Below are 17,057 nucleotides of genomic sequence, written 5' to 3'. Positions count from 1 at the left end.
TTGTGGTGGCCGCGCGCACGGGCAAATGATAATAAGCGATACTGCTAACCCGGCTACTCGCAGCTCACAAGGCTGCAACGCAAAGGAGAGTCATGGCAAAGAACGTCATTCAGTTCGGTTTCGATGCGAAAACCGCGAACCAGCATGAGGAGGGGACCATCAAGGCCGGCGTCGCCACCGTCAAGGTCCTCGAATCCTGGGGTGTCAAGCATATCTTCGGCATTCCGGGCGGCTCGATCAACTCGCTGATGGATGCGCTCTACGTCGAGCGCGACAACATCGACTACGTTCAGGTGCGCCACGAGGAAGTCGGCGCGCTGGCCGCCTCCATGCACGCCAAGTACACCGGCCACATCGGCGTGTGCTTCGGCTCGGCGGGCCCCGGCGGCACGCACACCCTGCAAGGGCTGTACGATGCGCGCGAAGAGCATGTGCCGCTGCTGGCGCTCATCGGCCAGTTCGGCACGGCCGGCCTCAACTGGGATACCTTCCAGGAGATGAACGAGAACCCGATCTACGCCGACGTCTCCATCTACAACCGCCAGGTCTCCACCGCCGAGCAGATGCCGCACGTCATCGATGAGGCGATTCGCCAGGCCTACGCCAAGAACGGCGTCGCCGTCGTGCAGATCCCGGTCGATCTCGGCTGGGTCGACATCCCGCAGGACGGCTGGTATTCCGCCGCCAACGCGCATCGCCCCTACCCGAACCCGGTGCTGAACACCGAAGACATCGACGCGGCCGTCGAGCTGCTGAACCAGGCCGAGCGCCCGGTCGTCTTCGCCGGCATCGGCACGCGCGGCGAGCATCAGATCGTGCTGGACCTGTGCCGCAAGATCAAGGCCCCGCTGGCCAACACCGGCATCAGCTTTGACAACTTCCCGTCCGATTTCGAGGCGCTGCTCGGCAGCCCGAACCGCGTCTCCACCAAGCCATCGGTCGAATGCTTCCCCGAGGCCGATACGGTGCTGTTCGTGGGCAACAACTACCCCTTCGCCGAAGTCTCCAAGGTCTTCAAGAACGTCAAGAAGTTCATCCAGATCGATATCGACCCCTCCAAGCTGGGCAAGCTCCATCACGCCGACGTCGCCATCCTGGGCGATGCGGGCGATGCGTTGCGCGCTATCTACGAGAAGGTCGAGGAGAAGGAAAGCACCGGCTGGTGGCGTGCGAACCTCGACAACGTCGCCAACTGGCGCGAGTACGTGACCAAGCTGGAGAAGAAGACCGAGGGCGACTTGCAGCTCTATCAGGTCTACAACGCGATCAATGAGGTGGCCGACGAGGACGCGATCTTCTCGGTCGACGTCGGCGACGTGACCCAGACCTCCATCCGCCACCTGCACATGAACCCCAAGCAGATGTGGCGCACCTCCTCGCTCTTCGCCACGATGGGCATCGGCATCCCCGGCGCGATCTCCGCCAAGCTCGACTTCCCCGACCGCCAGGTGTGGAACCTCGCGGGCGATGGCGGCTTCAACATGACGATGCAGGATCTCGCGACCGCCGTGCAGTATAAGCTGCCGACGCTCCACGTGGTCTTCAACAATCAGCAGTTCGGCTTCATCAAGGACGAGCAGGAGGACACCAACCTCGGCTACCTCGGCGTGCAGTTCATGGACATCGACTATGCCAAGCTGGCCGACGCGATGGGTGCTGTGGGTCACACGGTCACCGAGATCAGCCAGGTGCATGATGTGTTCGCGCAGGCCGTGCAGGAGGTGCGCGAGGGCAAGGTCGTCGTCATCGACGCCAAGATCAGCAACGAGCGCCCGCTGCCGGCCGAAATGCTCGAGCTTGAGCCGCGCCTGTACCCGGCTGAGCAGATCGACGCCTTCAAGAAGCGCTACGAGGCCGACGATCTGAAGCCGCTGAGCTACTTCCTTGAGAAGGAAGGCCTCGCAGCCCGCATCGAAACCGTCGAGCAGGGCGGATTCTAGGTTCTAGGTTCTAGTACCTGATGTAACGAGGTGCCTGCGGTCCGCGTGACCGCAGGCACCTTTGCGTTTCCGTGGTCACAGTGCAGCTGGTGCCCGAGTCAGCGTACGTTTTCTGTCACATTGCCGAGGTTCGTATTGGAAAACGTACGATAACTGATGCTCAGTGTACGTTTTCCAACACGAGGTTGCGAAGCGTGACAGAAAACGTACGCTGGCTGGTTAGCGCAGTTAGCACTGTTAGCACTGTTGGCGTACCGGCGACGATAGCGCCGCTACGCCAAGCTCCATGTGGAGCCCTGGGGGGCATCTTCGATGGTGATGCCGGCGGCGTTCAGGGCGTCGCGTATCGCATCGGCCTTGGCGAAGTCCTTGGCCTTGCGGGCTTGGGCGCGGGCGTCGAGCTGCTCGGTGATGAGCGTGTCCAAGGCCTTGTGCTCGGACGCACCGGCACCGGCGGCGGCAGAACCGTTGCCGGCATCGCCAACCCACGGCTCGGCCAGCGGGTCGAGGCCGAGCGTGTCGAGCATCGCACGCACCGAAAGCAGTGCGGCGCGCAGGTTTTCAGTCTCGGTTGCCGCAGAACCTGTCGTAGCACCCTTCGCAGAGCCCGCAGCCAGCGCCGCCAGCAGCGTGTTGCCGCTGCGGATTGCGGTGAAGATCGCGGCGACTGCGCCCGAAACATTGATGTCGTCGTTCATGGCAGTGACGAAATCGGCAGGCAGGTCGTCGGCCGAAACAGCCCTGACCTCCTCGCGCGAGGGCTGCCCGTCAGTCGCCAGAGCAGTACCGGCCAGAGCAGCGCCGGCCCGTTCGATGAAGTTGCTGATGCGCTCGAAGGCCGAACGCGCCTCGGCAAGCGTCTGATCCGACCATTCGAGCATCGAGCGGTACTGCACGGAACCCAGCGCATAGCGCACGACCCACGGCGAATCCTGTGCCAGCACGGCCGGCACCGACAGGCCGTTGCCCAGTGACTTCGACATCTTCTCGCCCTTGGCGGTCACCCATGCCGAATGCATCCAACGGGCCGCAGAATTCCAGCCAGCGGCCTTGGTCTGCGCCATCTCGTTCTCGTGATGGGGGAAGCGCAGGTCCAGCCCGCCGCCGTGGATGTCGAACATACGCCCAAGATATCGATGGCTCATCGCGGAGCATTCGATATGCCAGCCGGGGCGGCCCGTGCCGAACGGCGTCGCCCAGCGTGCGGTCTGCGGGTCGCTGGGCTTTGGGGCCTTCCACAGCGCGAAGTCGCGCACGTCATGCTTGTCGGGGAAGGCATCGGCCGGGTCGACGGGATTGTATTTGTCGTCACCAGCCGCATCCACGCTCGGCCCCATGCGATCGGCGACCGCAGCGGCTTCGTCGGGCACCCCCGCAACCGAATTCGCGCCGCCTGACTGCTTCTGATGCGTCAGCTCACCATACTGCGGCCAGCTCGCCACATCGAAGTACACATTGCCGGTCGGCTCGCCCTGCTCGTCGCGCACGACGTAGCCATGCCCGTTGTCGATGATGCGCCCGATCAGCTCGACCATGTCGCTGACATGGCCCGTGGCACGCGGCTCATAGGTCGGCGGCAGCACGCCGAGCGCATCATAGGCCTGCGTGAACTCGCGCTCGTAGAAATACGCCCGCTCCCACCACTGCTGACCAGCGGCGGCGGCCTTATCGAGAATCTTGTCATCGATATCGGTCACATTGCGTACGAATGTGACGTCGTACCCTAGCCGCAGCAGCCATCGGCGCACGATGTCGAAGGCGACCGCCGCGCGGATATGGCCGATATGTGGCGAGCTCTGCACCGTCGCCCCGCACACGTAGATGCCGACCTTGCCTGCCACGATGGGCACGAAGCGCGACACCGCGTGCGAAGCGGTGTCGTACAGCCGCAGTTCGGTGGCCGCATGGGCTTGCAAACTGTTGGAATCGAGCGGTTTCTCGGCATCTGTCATGACTTCGAGGGTATTAGCGTTCCGCGACAAGAACACCGGCAAGAATGTTGGCAGCACAGTTGATAAGAACGCCGTGCGCGCGCCCTTTACATGGGCAATGCCACAATAGAGGGTATGACTTCACCGAAAGTGCTTATCGTGCAGCATGTCCCGTGGGAGAAACCAGGTCGGATACTCGACAATCTCGAAGATCTGAGTCTGCCCGCAACGACCGTGAACATTGCCAAGAGCAAGAAGGCGAAACTGCCTGATTTCGAAGATCTCGCAGGGCTGGTGATTATGGGCGGGCCTATGGGCGCCACCGATTTCGACCAGTACCCGGGGCTGAAAAACGAGGCGAAGCTAGTGCGGGCGGCAATCAGCGTAGGCAAGCCGGTGCTCGGCATATGCTTGGGCCATCAGATCATCGCCACCGCGCTCGGCGCGAAGCTCAGTACGAACGACAGCCCGGAGATCGGATTCGCGCCTATCAAAAGCGTCGCCAAGCACGACTACTTCTCGATGTGGAGCAAGCAGCTCAACGTGCTGCACTGGCATCAGGACGTGGTGGCCGTGCCGGAAGGGGGGCAGCTGCTGGCAAAGTCGCCGGGCACTCCCAATCAGGCCTTCCGATTCGGCTCGGCGCTGGGATTGCAATTCCATCTCGAAGTCAGCCGGCCGTTGCTGGATGAATGGCTGAGCGAGCCCGCGATGACGAAGGGTCTGAAAAAGGCGAATATCGCAAAGATGCGTGACGATTTCGATGAATACAATGCCCAGCTGCAGCCGCTCGCCGAGCAGGTGTTCTCCAGCTTCGCCGCTCGCTGCAGCACCTACGCCCGCACGCTGAAGGCGTAGACGCACGGCATAACGTCCGCATGCCGTAGGCGTGTGACGCAGGTATCGGCGACACAGGTATTGCGACACATGGGCGTCATAGCATCGCGGGCTTCGACGGCGTCTTGCGTGAGCGGTGCCTAGGGCTGGCGGTATAATTTGAATCCTTATGCCTACGTATGACTTGGGATTAGAGCATGTTTCGCTCAGCTTCGCCACCAAAACCGTATTCACCGACGTGACACAGGGCGTGTTCGAAGGGGACCGCATCGGCATCGTCGGCCGCAACGGCGACGGCAAATCCACGCTGCTGCACCTGCTGGACGGCAATCAGGAGCCAGACTCCGGGCGCGTCACCAGACGCAACGGACTGACCTTCGGCATGCTTGACCAGCGCGACCCGTTGGACGACAATGCCACGCTGCGGCAAGCCGCGCTTGAGGGCCGCGAAGACTATGAGTGGGCTGCGGACTCGCGCTCACGAGAGATAGTCGAGGCACTTTTAGGGGGCCTGAGCCTCGAAGCGACAATCGGCACGCTGTCGGGTGGCCAGCGCCGCCGCGCCGACTTGGCCCGGCTGCTGCTGCGCGACTGGGATATTCTGGCGCTTGATGAGCCGACGAACCACCTGGACATCGTGACGATTCACTGGCTCGCCGAGCATCTGCGCCAGCGCTGGTCTGCGGGTCAGGGCGCGCTGCTGCTGGTGACGCATGACCGCTGGTTCCTCGATGAGGTGTGCGAATCCATGTGGGAGGTGCACGACGGCGTCATCGACCCGTTTGAAGGCGGGTACAGCGCCTACATGCTGCAGCGCGTCGAGCGCGACCGGCAGGCCGGGGTGCGCGAGGAGCATCGGCGCAATCTGGCGCGCAAGGAGCTCGCATGGCTTTCGCGCGGCGCTCGCGCCCGTGCCACGAAGCAGAAGTTCCATGTCAAGCAGGCGAATGCGCTGATCGCCGACGTGCCGCCGCTGCGCAACACCCTGCAGCTCAGGCAGATGGCCACCTCGCGGCTGGGCAAGCAGGTGGTGGACCTCATCGATGTGACGCAGATTTTCCAGGATCGTGTGCAGGGGAGTGCGGCTGCGGGGGATGCGGCTGTGGCGGGTGGAGACGGCGATACTCAGGCGTCGGACGTGGCGTCGGCCGCGCTGTCGGGCGCGTCCCCCACGCAGATGGATATCGTGCCGGCGCTATACGCCGAGCCGATGCTCAACGGTTCCCTCGATCTGGATGTTGACGATGCCGACGACCCGCGTCTGGCGGATGCTGGGGTTACTGCTCACACTGACGATGCTGCTGACAATGGCAACATCGTTGATTCCGTTGCGGATGCCGGGATTGCGCTCGCTGCTGCCGATGACGACGCCGACTCGGAGGTGACTTCGGCGGCGCGTCGCGTGCGTGTCAGCGGCCGCATGATTCTTGACGACGTGACTTGGCTGATCGGCCCGGGCGACCGCTTCGGCATCGTGGGTGCGAACGGCGCGGGCAAATCGACGCTGTTGAGCATCATCGACGGCACGCTGACTCCGACCGCCGGGCGGGTGAATATCGGCAAAACCGTGAAGTTCGCGGTGCTCTCGCAGCGTCTGGACGAGTTGGAGAAGCTCAACGCCTACAAGGTCAAAGAGGTGCTCAGCCGCTACAAGCCCAGCTACATCGTCGATGGCAAGGAAGTCACGCCGGCGCAGCTCATGGAGCGGCTCGGCTTCGAATCGGCGCAGCTCATGACGCCCATCGGCGACTTGTCGGGCGGCCAGAAGCGGCGCATGCAATTGCTGCTGATTCTGCTTGACGAGCCGAATGTGCTCATCATGGACGAGCCGGGCAACGATCTGGACACCGATATGCTCGCCGTGATGGAGGACCTGCTCGACACCTGGCCCGGCACGCTCATCGTCGTTTCGCACGACCGATACCTGCTCGAGCGCGTCACCGACCAGCAGTACGCGCTTATCGGCGGCAAGGTGCGCCATCTGCCCGGCGGCGTGGACGATTATCTTGCGATGATCGAGGCGGCGCAGTCAGGCGGCGACGCGGCCGCTGCGAAGGCTTCAGAGCAATCGCATTCCGCCGGTTCCAGCGCGGCTGGCATCGACAATGGCGCAAACGCGCAGTCCGGCGACGCGTCGAATGACGAGAAGCTCACCGGCAAGGCCTTCCACGATGCGACCAAACGCATCTCGGCCATCGAACGGCGGCTGGCCAAGCTCGAAGAGGGCAAAGCCGACATCGAAAGCCGCATGGCCGCGCATGATCCCAGCGATTTCCAAGGGCTCAACGCGCTCAATCAGGAATTGAACAGCGTGCAGGACGAATCCCAGTCCCTTGAGGACGAATGGATGGAGCTTTCCGAGCAGGTCGAATAGCGGGAGAAACCGCAACGTTCAGAAGGCCTCGGCAGGTTTTGCCGGGGCCTTTACTCAGGTGCGGTTGAAATAGGGCTGCTGTGCCCAAGGCTCAGCTGTTGATACGCCCGGGTGAGTCGGGCCCATATGCATTCAGCTATTCACATTCCCAAGGATTGATCAATGCCACGCCGGTGCCTTCGAAGTCCTTGACATTGCGTGTGGCAACAGCTGCGCCATGAGCGCGAGCGATAGCGGCAATCATCGCGTCCTGTGCGCCGATGGGTCGGCCGACCTGCCGCCGTTCAGCGACGATGGCCGCATAATGTGGCGCGACTTCTCGACTGAACGGCAGGATTCGTTGTTCGTAAACTCGAAGAAAAGACTGTATGGCGTCAGACATCGCGTTTCGTTTTCGTCCGGCGGGTTGAAGGGCGAGTCCGTACAGTAGTTCTGCTGCATTGATTGCGGTGGTATGACAATTTTGGGGTGGCAGCGTGATGAACCAGTCGATGACATGTGAATTGCCTTTGCCTTCTTTGAGGATTTCGCTCACTACGTTAGTGTCAAGGACGATCATCATCGTCTCCGAAATCGATGGGGCGAGGCTCGACATCGTATGTGTTACGAGGCGGAGCTAATTCCTCGTCTTCGTCAAGGCCATCACCATCAAGCAGACGCCACATCTCTTGAACGAGATCGGCATTCGATATGACACGATGCGTGATGTACTGAGCTGTATATTCTTCCAAAACTGATCGCACTTCAGATTCCATGGATCGATTGTTGTCTTGGGCCGCCTGCTTGAGCACAGCTACGCATTCATCGGGTACTTTTCTCAGAGTCAGTGTTGCCATAATGCACCTTCTTGTTGCTGGCATAATGCTAGCATACAATGCTGTCATTGTGCAAGCATGCAGTGCTGTCATCATGCAAGCATGAAATGAGGCAGTCTCTGCTGACCGGATTGAGGTAATTCCATCGGAAGGATATTGCCAAGGCTGATATTACCAAGAATATGAAAAGGGAATGCACTACGTGTGCATTCCCTCTTCATCGTTATGCGGATCGGTCAGCGCCCAGTGATCTCCGAGCCGATGACCTTCTCGCTCAGGGCGTGGGGGCCGCGGGTCACTGCGACTGCGCCGGAGCGGACGAGCTCGATGACGCCGTACTGGCCCAGCAGCCCAAGCAGCGCGTCGATTTTGCCTTCGGCGCCGGTCGCCTCGATGGTGAGCGATTCGGTATGCACATCGACCACGCGCACGCGGAAGAGCCGCACGATCTCCAAAACGTCGGAACGGCTCGACTCGTCGGCGGCAACCTTGATGAGCACAAGTTCGCGCTCGACGGTGGTGTTCGAATCGAGATCAACGATCTTGAGCACGTGGAGCAGCTTGTTGAGCTGCTTGATGATCTGCTCAAGCGGCACATCCTCCACATCGGCGGTGACCGTGACTCGGGAGATGTCCGGGCGCTCGGTGGGGGAGACCGACAGCGAGTTGATGTTGAATGCGCGGCGTGCGAACAGGCCGGCGATGCGGGCGAGCACGCCCGGGCGGTTCTCCACCAGCACCGAAAGGGTGTGGCGCTTGGAACCGGGCTGTGAAGCAGGATAATTGGCCATGATGAAGCTCCTTGTCTCCTTGACTAGCCCTAGTCGTTCGTACTCTGCTGCGCGGTGGAAGGTGCTGCGGTGGAAGATGCTGCACCACCCGCCTTCAGCGGCGTGACGCCCGGCTTGTAGACCACCTCGTCATTCGACGTGCCGGCGGCGATCATCGGCCAGACCATCGCATCCTTCCACACGCGGAAGTCGATGAGCACCGGGCGGTCGTTGATGGCATTGGCCTTCTCGATTGCGGCAATCGCCTCGTCCTTGGTGCGCACGCGCATCCCCACGCATCCGTAGGCGTCGGCGAGCTTGACGAAGTCGGGGATGTCGCTCTCCTCGGGCACGTCATCGCCATCGAAGAGATCGGTCTGCGAATAGTGCTGCTTGTAGAACAGCGTCTGCCACTGGCGCACCATGCCGAGCGTGGAATTGTTGAGTATCGCGACTTTTATCGGCATATGCTCCTGGAACGCGGTGGCCAGCTCCTGCGGATTCATCTGGAAGCTGCCGTCGCCGTCGATAAGCCAGACTGGCTTGGCGCCCTTGAAATCGCGCTCCGAGCCGACGCATGCGCCGAGCGCCGCAGGCAGGCCGTAGCCCATCGTGCCCAGCCCGCCCGAGGAAATCCAGGAATGGGGGGTCTGGAAGTCGATGAACTGCGAGGCCCACATCTGGTGCTGGCCTACGCCCGAAACCCAGATTGTCAGCGGATTGGCCATATCCGAAAGCTGCTCGACAACCCACTGCGGAGCCAGCGAGCCGTCGTCGGACTCGGCGTAGGCATTGGGATAGTCCTTGCGCCATGCATTAATCTGCTGCCACCAAGCCGCATGCTCCGGCCTGCCCTGAATGGACTGCGTGCGCCTGATCTCCACGATCAGATCGTCGAGCACGGTGGCTACGTCGCCGACGATTGGCACGTCGGCCTGCCGGTTCTTGCCGATTTCAGCCGGGTCGATGTCGATGTGAATCACGCGTGCCGTTGGCGCGAAGGCGTTGAGGTCGCCGGTCACACGGTCGTCGAAGCGCGCGCCGATGGCGACCAGCAGGTCGGAGCGCTGAATGGCTCCGGTCGCGGCGATGGTGCCGTGCATGCCGGGCATGCCGAGCACCTTCGCATCGCGGTCGGAAACGAGTCCGCGCGCGGGCAGCGTCGTGACGATAGGAGCGTTGACCAGCTCCGCCAGCGTCTTGACCTGCGCTCCGGCGTCGGAGCGCACCGCGCCGCCGCCCACATAGAGCACCGGCCGGTAGGACTGTTCGAAGAGCTTGGCGGCCTCGCTGAGCACATGGCCGTGGGCCTTGGTGACCGGATTATAGCCGGGCAGAATCATGCGCTGCGGCCAGGAGTAGTACATCAGCTCCTTCTGCGCCGTCTTGGTCACGTCCACGACGACCGGCCCGGGCCTACCCGAGTTGGCGATGTAATGCGCTTCGGTGAGGACGCGCGGGATGTCCTGCGCGCGGGTCACGAGGAAGGAATGCTTGGCTACCGGGTAGGTGATGCCGACGATATCGGCCTCTTGGAAGGCATCCGTGCCGATGGCGCTCACGCCGACCTGGCCGGTGATGACCAGCAGCGGCACCGAGTCCATATTCGCGTCGGCGATGGCCGTGACGACGTTGGTGGCGCCGGGGCCGGAGGTGACGATGCATACGCCGACCCGTCCGGTCGTGATGGCATAGCCTTCGGCGGCATGCCCGGCCGCCTGCTCATGGCGCGTCAGGACGAAACGGAATGAGGTATTGTCGTTGATCGCATCGTAGACCGGCAGAATAGCGCCGCCGGGAATGCCGAATACGTCTTTCACCCCCAGATCTTCCAGGGATCGGACCAGCGCCTGAGCGCCGGTCATCTTCTCGCCGTCGACTATCGCCTGCCGGTGTTCCGGCGCGGAAGGCCGGGGGACGCCGCTGAATGCCTGGAGAGGCGTTGGTGACACCATAATTCCTCTTACTTGTTCTCGGTTTGCTGGAGGTCGCCAGCGTCAGACGCATTGCATGGTCGTGGCGTGGCGGATGAATGCGCGCGCCTGACGCGTGTCCGCTTGTGGCGGCGCGAACGACAGGGCACAGTTGCCATCATGGTAATAGCAAGCGACAGCAGAAACGCCCGAGCGCCCACATTGTGGCGGATTTGCACGGGTTGTGTCGGTTTCGCAGGGTTAGGCGGTGGATTATCGCGAGGTAGCAGAGGTTCTCACGAGGTGAGCCGGATCAGTGCTTCGCGTGTCCGGAGCTTCTGGCGTCCAAAGCCTTCCAGGCTTCCTGCGCTGCCGAGAGCTGCGCCTTGCGCTTGCTGGTCCCGGAGCCGGTGCCCAGCACTTCGTCATTATCGGGCAGCACAGCGCGGGCCGTGAAGGTCTGCGCGTATTCGGGGCCTGACACCGCCATGCGGTATTGCGGATCCTCAAGACCCAACTGATGAGCTTTGACCGTCAGCGAAGTCTTCCAATCAAGGGCCGGACCTTCATGGGAGACCTCTTCGAGCGTGTCGTCAATCAGCCGGTGCACCACGGCGCGCGCCTCGTCGATGCCGTGCTGCACGAAGGTCGCGCCGATAAGCGATTCCACGATGTCGCACAGAATCGAGCTTTTATCCGCACCGCCGCTTTCGGCCTCGCCGTTGCCCAGCAGAATATACGGCCCGACATGCAGCTTCTCCCGTGCGATTTGGGAAAGCGCCTCCTCGGAGACCGCCTTTGCCCGCATTTTCGCCAGTTGGCCCTCATTCATATCCGGATGCAAGCGGTAGAGCGTTTCGGTCGAAACGAGTTCGAGCACCGCATCGCCGAGGAATTCAAGGCGTTCGTAGTTCGCGGCACCGGCGTGCTCGTGCGAGAACGAGCGATGCGTAAGCGCCTGCACCAGCAGCTCGGGCTCGATAGTAGTGCCCAGCACGGCGAGCAGTTCGTCGGTCGGTGCGCTGCTGGATGAGCCGCCCGCCGGGGCGGTGCCCGCCGACGCCGGTGCGCTGTTGGGCGACGACGATTCAGCAGCTTGATGATTGTTCGCGGGTGTTGTCGCGGTATGCATCGTGGATTCTTCCTTCACGGATGTTCCTCACAGTACGCAAAAACCCCGCCACCCGTCGATGGCAGGGTTTCATAGCTTTCATAGCCGGACGTATCGCCCGGATGTGACTACGCTCACTTGGTGTGGCCGGACTGGATGGCCTCGCGGTAGACACGGCCGCGGAACGAGCCGCAGCTCGGGCAGGCCATGTGCGACAGCGACGGAGCGCCGCAGTTCGGGCAGGTGATGGTCGGCGCAGCAGACGCCTTCCAGTTGGCACGACGCGAATGCGTGTTGGCGCGCGAAGTCTTGTACTTAGGCAATGCCATGGTAATTCCTCTGTTTCGTTCGAACAATTGAGCTTAAGCGTCCAATATCGTAACGCGACCGCCGTACATTGTCCATTGTTCGGTACAGGCCTGTCGCAGTTAGGCTCTTCCCGACGATTCCTGGTCGCCTTGCTCCTGCTCCAACTGGGCCTTGAGACCAGCCAACGAGGCGAAACGCATATCGGTGACGTCGTGGCGGTGGTCGGGATGCTCGTTGAGATTGATGCCACATTGCGGGCATAGGCCGCGGCAGTTCGGCTTGCACAGCAATTGCAGGGGCAGGTTCTCGACTAGCGTATCGCGCAGCAGCGCCTCGATATCGGCGTATGCGCCATCGGCGCTCAGCGGGTAGGTATCCTCGGACTCGTCCTCGCCGGCGATGATCTCCACCTCGCTATTGGCTCTGTCTTCGGCAGCGCGCGCATTGTGGTGCATGGCACCCGTAGGCTGCGGCGCATAAGGGAAGAAGACGGTCGTGTCCAGCCCCCAATCGCGATTGATGGGCGTGAGGCAGCGCGTGCACTCCGCATGCAGCGGAGCGACGACATGCGCCTGAAACACGAGTCCGTCCACGATCGAATCGAAGGCGCCATCCACGCGAATGTCGCTGCCTTCCTGCACGCCCACAATCTGGTCGCCGATGCCATCGGGGGCCGGGTACGCGGCGTCGATTTCCTGGCGCTGCCCCGGGCGCGAGGAAACCTGGGCCACGGGTATGGCCCATGCGGAATCTTCAGGACGTATCATGTGTTGCAATCAGCCTTCCGGATAGTCGTTGCGATCAAGATGCGGCAGCTGTTCGGCGGCGGCCTGCTGACGCTCGTTCAGCACGTCGAGGCCGGCCTGCACATCGTGGCCGAGTTTGCCCAGTTGCTCCTGCAGGCCGCTCATCACCGTGGCGCAGTACTGGTTCGCGCCCTGCGTGAGCTGTTCGGCCTTGGCTTGCGCCTGATCGAGGATAGCACGCGCCTTCTGGCGGGCAAGTTCGGTGACGTTCTCCTGCCCGGCGAGGAACTGCGCCTGATCCTGCGCCTCCTGCACCATCTGCGCGGCCCGGCTCTGCGCCGAGGCGATGATCGCGTTCGACTGGCTCTGCGCGTTCTCCAGGCGCCGCTCCGATTCGCGCATCAGGGAGGACGCGCGCTCGAGCTGCACGGGGAGCTTGTCCTTCAGCTCGTCGATGCGTTCTTCGAATTCGATGCGATCGACCTTCACCGTGCCGGGCGAGAAAAGGCTGCCCTTGGCTTCGTGCAGCGTTTCCTCAAGATGGTCGAGGATGTCGTAGACCGTGGTGAATTCGGCACGACTTCGGCTCTGAGCCGAATCCGGTGCATCTGCGCCAGAGTCCTCGCGCAGATCGGGCAGCGATGACATCGGGAAAAGATTGCGGACCTGGCCCTGATTGGGCGAATCCGAATCCGCAGCGCCGCCTGCATTCGGCGATTCGCTGCGAATGGGCTGGCTGCCCAGATTGGAGCGCATCGAATCCGCAGTGTCGTCGGCCGGTTCGCCCGGGTAATCACCGTCGTTCATGGCATTCGTGCCGGCCATTATCGGCTCCCTTCTTCTTTGAGCGCGTCAGCAAGCAGCGGCACGACGCAATCGGGCACCATGCCGGTCACATCCCCGCCGTGGCGCGCCACATCCTTGACGATCGAACTGGAAATGTGCTCAAGCACCGGGTCGGCCGGCAGGAACAGCGTCTCGATATGCGCGAGCTTGCGGTTCACCAGCGCCATGCCCAGTTCGGCCTCGTAGTCGCCGTTCTGCCGCAGCCCCTTGACGATCACGCTTGCGCCGACCTGCTGGCAGTAATCGGTGATCAGCCCTGAGGTGGAGGCCACCTTGACCTGTGAGTAGCCGTCCTCGTCCAAGGCTCGGCGGATGGAATCGACCCTCGTGGCGTCCGTGAACATCGGCGTTTTCGCGGCGTTGACGGCTACCACGACATGCACTTCGTCGAAGAAGCGCGCGCTGCGCTCGATCACGTCGAGATGTCCGGCGGTCACGGGGTCATATGAGCCGGGGCACACTGCGATAGTCATGGTTCTAGGGTAACGCTGCGAGCCGCCAAGTGGGCGTGTCCGGCGCTGTGCCCGGTGCTGTACTGCATTCGGCAGGGCGTTTTCCATAAACGCCATGATGGCATGCGGGTGTTTCATGGAAGTGAGTTGCGTATGAAGTTGTGTATGAACACAGTGCTCTTACTGCTCTTACTCAATACAGTGTTTATTAACTACAGTGTTTATTAACAAGGGGGTGTTGTGATGAACACCGTGTCTTCTATGATGGAAGGCAAACAGAATCGCGGCATCGCAGGGCGCGGTGGTGGCGCGAAACCCAAGGACTTGCGCCATAACGGTGCACAGGCCAGAGCAATGACCGACGCACGACGATGGCTAATGAATGGCTAAGGAAAGGCACGGATATATGGCTGAGATAATGAATGGCGAGCCTGACGCCAGCGCGGCCGTGAGCGTGCGCGCGTTCGACGACGCCGATCCGGTCTCGCCGCTTTCGAACCCCGATTCCAGCACCGGCACTGCGGTTCTGGAACGCCCGCAGACAGAGGAGCAGACGAGCAGGTCGGACGACGGCGACGCCGACCGCTTCGCCCATTACGTCTCCAAGGACCGCATCATGCAGTCGCGCATCACCGGCCGGCCTGTTGTGGCGCTGTGCGGCAAGATCTGGGTGCCGAAGCACGACCCGTCCCAGTACCCAGTATGCCCCGACTGCAAGCGCATCTACGAGGAGATGACCGGCGGCAAGTGAGACGTGGGCCATATCGGAAAACGTACACTGACGGGCATTCAGTGTACGTTTTCCAATACGAGACCGCGAAACGCTGCGGGTTATAGGGTTACGGAGTTACAGGTTCACAGGGTTACAGCACCGTCACCTCGGTTGGGATTGCCGGATCGCCCTTCATGAGCGACTGCGCGGTGATTGGCAGTTCGGCTAGGGCCTGCGCTCGGTATGCCTGCGCGGTCATGATCGCGTCATGGCCTTGGTACTGGGCGTCGATGCTGCCGTGGTCGACATAGTCCACCAGCAAGTCCTTCCAGTCGCTCGGCACCTGATAATCGGCGAGGCCGGACTCCGAGCCGGAGATGACATGCTCGCAGTCGGCGAGGCTGTATTCGTACGAGCGATAGGCCAGCTTGCGGCCGGGCACGCTCGCCTTGTCCTTGGATTTCTTGGCCACCGGCTGCATCACGCCCGCGCTGTTCTCGCGCTCTGCCAGCTTGTAGACCATCGCGCAGGTCGGCGCGCCGGAGCCAGTGACGAGCATCGTGCCCACGCCGTAGGAGTCCACGGGGGCGGACTGCAGCGAGGCCAGCGCGTATTCATCCAGATCGTTGGTCACGGTGATTTTGGTGTTCTTCGCGCCTAGCGCATCGAGCTGATTGCGCACGCGCTGCGCGAGCGACGCCAAATCGCCCGAGTCGATGCGCACGCCGCCTAATTCCGGCCCAGCCACTTCGACGGCGGTTTTCACGGCTTCCTCGATGTTATAGGTATCGACGAGCAGCGTGGTGTTCTTGCCGAGCGCGTCAATCTGCGCCTGGAAGGCGTCGCGTTCGGAGTCATGCACGAGCGTGAAGCAGTGCGCGGCGGTGCCGATCGCCTTGAGACCGTAGCGTTGCGCGGCCAGCAGATTCGCGGTGCCCTGGAACCCGCCGATCACGGCGGCGCGCGAGGCGGCGACTGCGGCCGATTCGTTGGCGCGGCGACCCCCCATGTCCATGCACGGGCGGTTCTTGGCTGAAGTCACCATGCGCGAAGCCGCCGAGGCGACGGCCGAATCATAATTGAGAATCGACAGCACCAGCGTTTCCAGCAGCGTGCATTCGCCGAAGGTCCCCTCCACTTGCAGGATCGGCGAATTGGGGAAGAACATCTCGCCCTCGCGGTAGCCGGTAATCGACCCGGAGAACTGGAAATGCTCAAGCCAATCGATAGTTTCGCGGCCCACAATGCCGCGATCGGCAAGGAATCGGAGCTCTTCGTCGCCCAAGTGGAAACGCTCAAGCGCGTCCAGAATGCGCCCGGTGCCGGCCACGACCCCGTAACGACGGCCTTCGGGCAAATGCCTGGTGAACACCTCGAACACGCACTTGCGCCGTGCCGTGCCGTCGCGAAGCGCCGCGTCCAGCATGGTGTATTCGTACATATCCGTCATCAGTGCCGTTGAGCAGTCAGCCATCGTCGCCCTTTCGTTGTGCCGTTGACACGCATTGCCGCCGGAAAGCGGGCCTTTGCCGATTCATCCTAGTCGCCCAGTCAGATTCTGGCGATAGGGTGGTTCACTATGAAATCGAGAAGCACGATGAGATTCGTTGCAGGGCTCTGGCGCTTGGCGTGCGCGTTCCTGTGCTTTGCGGCCACGAGCGTGGCCTGGCATACACCAAATTACTGGGTCTACTTCACCTATCAGACCGGCTTCGTGCTCGGCCTCGTGATGCTGTGGGCGGGTGCCGCAAGCCTTATCGGCGGCAAGCAGCCGCCCGCTTGGCTCAAAGGCTGCCTGACCTTCTATATCGCCGTCACCGGCATCGTGGCGGCGACGCTGCTGCCACCGCCCGACCCGGCGACATCGAAGTACGTCTTCGGCATCCTGACCAACACGATTCTGCATCAGGCGGTGCCAATCATCGCGACCATCGATTTTCTGCTGTTCGACGAGCACCGGCGTTTCGCATGGCATTATCCGCTGACCTGGCTCATCTACTTCCCCTTCTACCTCACCTTCGTGCTCGTGCGCGCCCAGCTCTGGCCCCACTCCGGCCCCCAGCCCGACGGCAGCGCCTACCCGTACGGTTTCATCGATCTCGCGCAGCTGGGATGGGCGCAGATGGGCAAGAACATCGGCTTCATACTCATCGGTTTCATGCTGCTGGGGCTGCTGCTGTTTCTTATCGACCGCATCCTGCCGAAGAAGCCGCTGCTGGGCTGAGCGGGGTGAACGGTCCGGGTGGTTGGGCCGGGCGATTGCGCTGGGCGGCAGCTTGCGCGATACGGTGCCCGCGCCAT

The 17,057-nt window shown here is 62.2% G+C and carries 16 protein-coding genes; 5 read left to right on the top strand and 11 right to left on the bottom strand.

What is annotated here, in order from left to right; genetic code table 11:
- The first annotated feature begins 92 nt into the window (after positions 1–92).
- The gene (gene spxB, locus LKK40_RS02515) at positions 93–1,940 is read left to right on the top strand and encodes a pyruvate oxidase (protein ID WP_304308883.1); all 1,848 of its coding nucleotides are present in this window, start codon (positions 93–95) and stop codon (positions 1,938–1,940) included.
- A 272-nt stretch (positions 1,941–2,212) separates the two neighbouring features.
- Here spxB and cysS read toward each other — a convergent pair whose 3' ends face one another.
- Positions 2,213–3,892: a cysteine--tRNA ligase gene (gene cysS / locus LKK40_RS02510; RefSeq protein WP_304308882.1), complete on the bottom strand. Its 1,680-nt coding sequence runs from the start codon at positions 3,890–3,892 to the stop codon at positions 2,213–2,215.
- A gap of 114 nt (positions 3,893–4,006) precedes the next feature.
- Between cysS and LKK40_RS02505 the strand changes: the two genes are divergently transcribed.
- Positions 4,007–4,729 (top strand): type 1 glutamine amidotransferase, encoded by a 723-nt coding sequence (locus tag LKK40_RS02505; RefSeq protein WP_304308880.1) that lies wholly within the window; start codon positions 4,007–4,009, stop codon positions 4,727–4,729.
- Positions 4,730–4,877: 148 nt separating this feature from the next.
- Entirely contained in the window at positions 4,878–7,082 is a 2,205-nt protein-coding gene (locus LKK40_RS02500) for an ABC-F family ATP-binding cassette domain-containing protein (protein WP_304308878.1), read from the top strand.
- Between the two features lie 136 nt (positions 7,083–7,218).
- On the opposite strand, the gene LKK40_RS02495 is transcribed toward LKK40_RS02500, so the two are convergent.
- The 9 genes from LKK40_RS02495 to coaD form a co-directional block, all read right to left on the bottom strand.
- Positions 7,219–7,617: a type II toxin-antitoxin system VapC family toxin gene (locus LKK40_RS02495; RefSeq protein ID WP_304308876.1), complete on the bottom strand. Its 399-nt coding sequence runs from the start codon at positions 7,615–7,617 to the stop codon at positions 7,219–7,221.
- A gap of 10 nt (positions 7,618–7,627) precedes the next feature.
- Positions 7,628–7,918, bottom strand: a complete 291-nt coding sequence (locus tag LKK40_RS02490) for a FitA-like ribbon-helix-helix domain-containing protein (RefSeq protein WP_304308874.1) — start codon at positions 7,916–7,918, stop codon at positions 7,628–7,630.
- 215 nt (positions 7,919–8,133) lie between these two features.
- Complete coding sequence (gene ilvN, locus LKK40_RS02485) at positions 8,134–8,688, bottom strand: acetolactate synthase small subunit (RefSeq protein ID WP_304308873.1); 555 nt, start codon at positions 8,686–8,688, stop codon at positions 8,134–8,136.
- Positions 8,689–8,717: 29 nt separating this feature from the next.
- Positions 8,718–10,622 (bottom strand): acetolactate synthase large subunit, encoded by a 1,905-nt coding sequence (locus LKK40_RS02480; protein WP_304308872.1) that lies wholly within the window; start codon positions 10,620–10,622, stop codon positions 8,718–8,720.
- Positions 10,623–10,893: 271 nt separating this feature from the next.
- On the bottom strand, positions 10,894–11,730 hold the full coding sequence (gene rnc, locus LKK40_RS02475) for a ribonuclease III (RefSeq protein WP_304308871.1): 837 nt from the start codon (positions 11,728–11,730) through the stop codon (positions 10,894–10,896).
- Between the two features lie 95 nt (positions 11,731–11,825).
- The gene (gene rpmF, locus LKK40_RS02470; RefSeq protein ID WP_152580616.1) at positions 11,826–12,020 is read right to left on the bottom strand and encodes a 50S ribosomal protein L32; all 195 of its coding nucleotides are present in this window, start codon (positions 12,018–12,020) and stop codon (positions 11,826–11,828) included.
- 99 nt (positions 12,021–12,119) lie between these two features.
- Complete coding sequence (locus LKK40_RS02465; RefSeq protein WP_304308869.1) at positions 12,120–12,767, bottom strand: YceD family protein; 648 nt, start codon at positions 12,765–12,767, stop codon at positions 12,120–12,122.
- A 9-nt stretch (positions 12,768–12,776) separates the two neighbouring features.
- Entirely contained in the window at positions 12,777–13,502 is a 726-nt protein-coding gene (locus LKK40_RS02460) for a cell division protein (RefSeq protein ID WP_434735106.1), read from the bottom strand.
- Between the two features lie 68 nt (positions 13,503–13,570).
- The gene (gene coaD / locus LKK40_RS02455; protein ID WP_152580619.1) at positions 13,571–14,065 is read right to left on the bottom strand and encodes a pantetheine-phosphate adenylyltransferase; all 495 of its coding nucleotides are present in this window, start codon (positions 14,063–14,065) and stop codon (positions 13,571–13,573) included.
- Between the two features lie 397 nt (positions 14,066–14,462).
- On the opposite strand from coaD, the gene LKK40_RS02450 reads away from it, so the two are divergent.
- A complete protein-coding gene (locus tag LKK40_RS02450; protein WP_304308968.1) occupies positions 14,463–14,795 on the top strand; it encodes a DUF3039 domain-containing protein in 333 nt (110 codons plus the stop codon).
- Between the two features lie 112 nt (positions 14,796–14,907).
- Here the strand turns inward: LKK40_RS02450 and LKK40_RS02445 are convergent, their stop codons facing one another.
- Positions 14,908–16,290 carry a nicotinate phosphoribosyltransferase gene (locus LKK40_RS02445; protein WP_304308966.1) on the bottom strand — a complete coding sequence of 461 codons (1,383 nt, stop codon included), beginning with the start codon at positions 16,288–16,290 and terminating at the stop codon, positions 14,908–14,910.
- 63 nt (positions 16,291–16,353) lie between these two features.
- Here LKK40_RS02445 and LKK40_RS02440 point away from each other — a divergent pair, with 63 nt between their 5' ends.
- Positions 16,354–16,980 (top strand): Pr6Pr family membrane protein, encoded by a 627-nt coding sequence (locus LKK40_RS02440; protein ID WP_368491379.1) that lies wholly within the window; start codon positions 16,354–16,356, stop codon positions 16,978–16,980.
- Positions 16,981–17,057 lie beyond the last annotated feature (77 nt).

It is taken from the genome of Bifidobacterium tibiigranuli, assembly GCF_022655035.1.
Classification (GTDB): Bacteria; Actinomycetota; Actinomycetes; order Actinomycetales; family Bifidobacteriaceae; genus Bifidobacterium; species Bifidobacterium tibiigranuli_A.
Note: the sequence above shows the minus strand (reverse complement) of the source record. Positions and strands in the feature narration are given on the sequence as shown.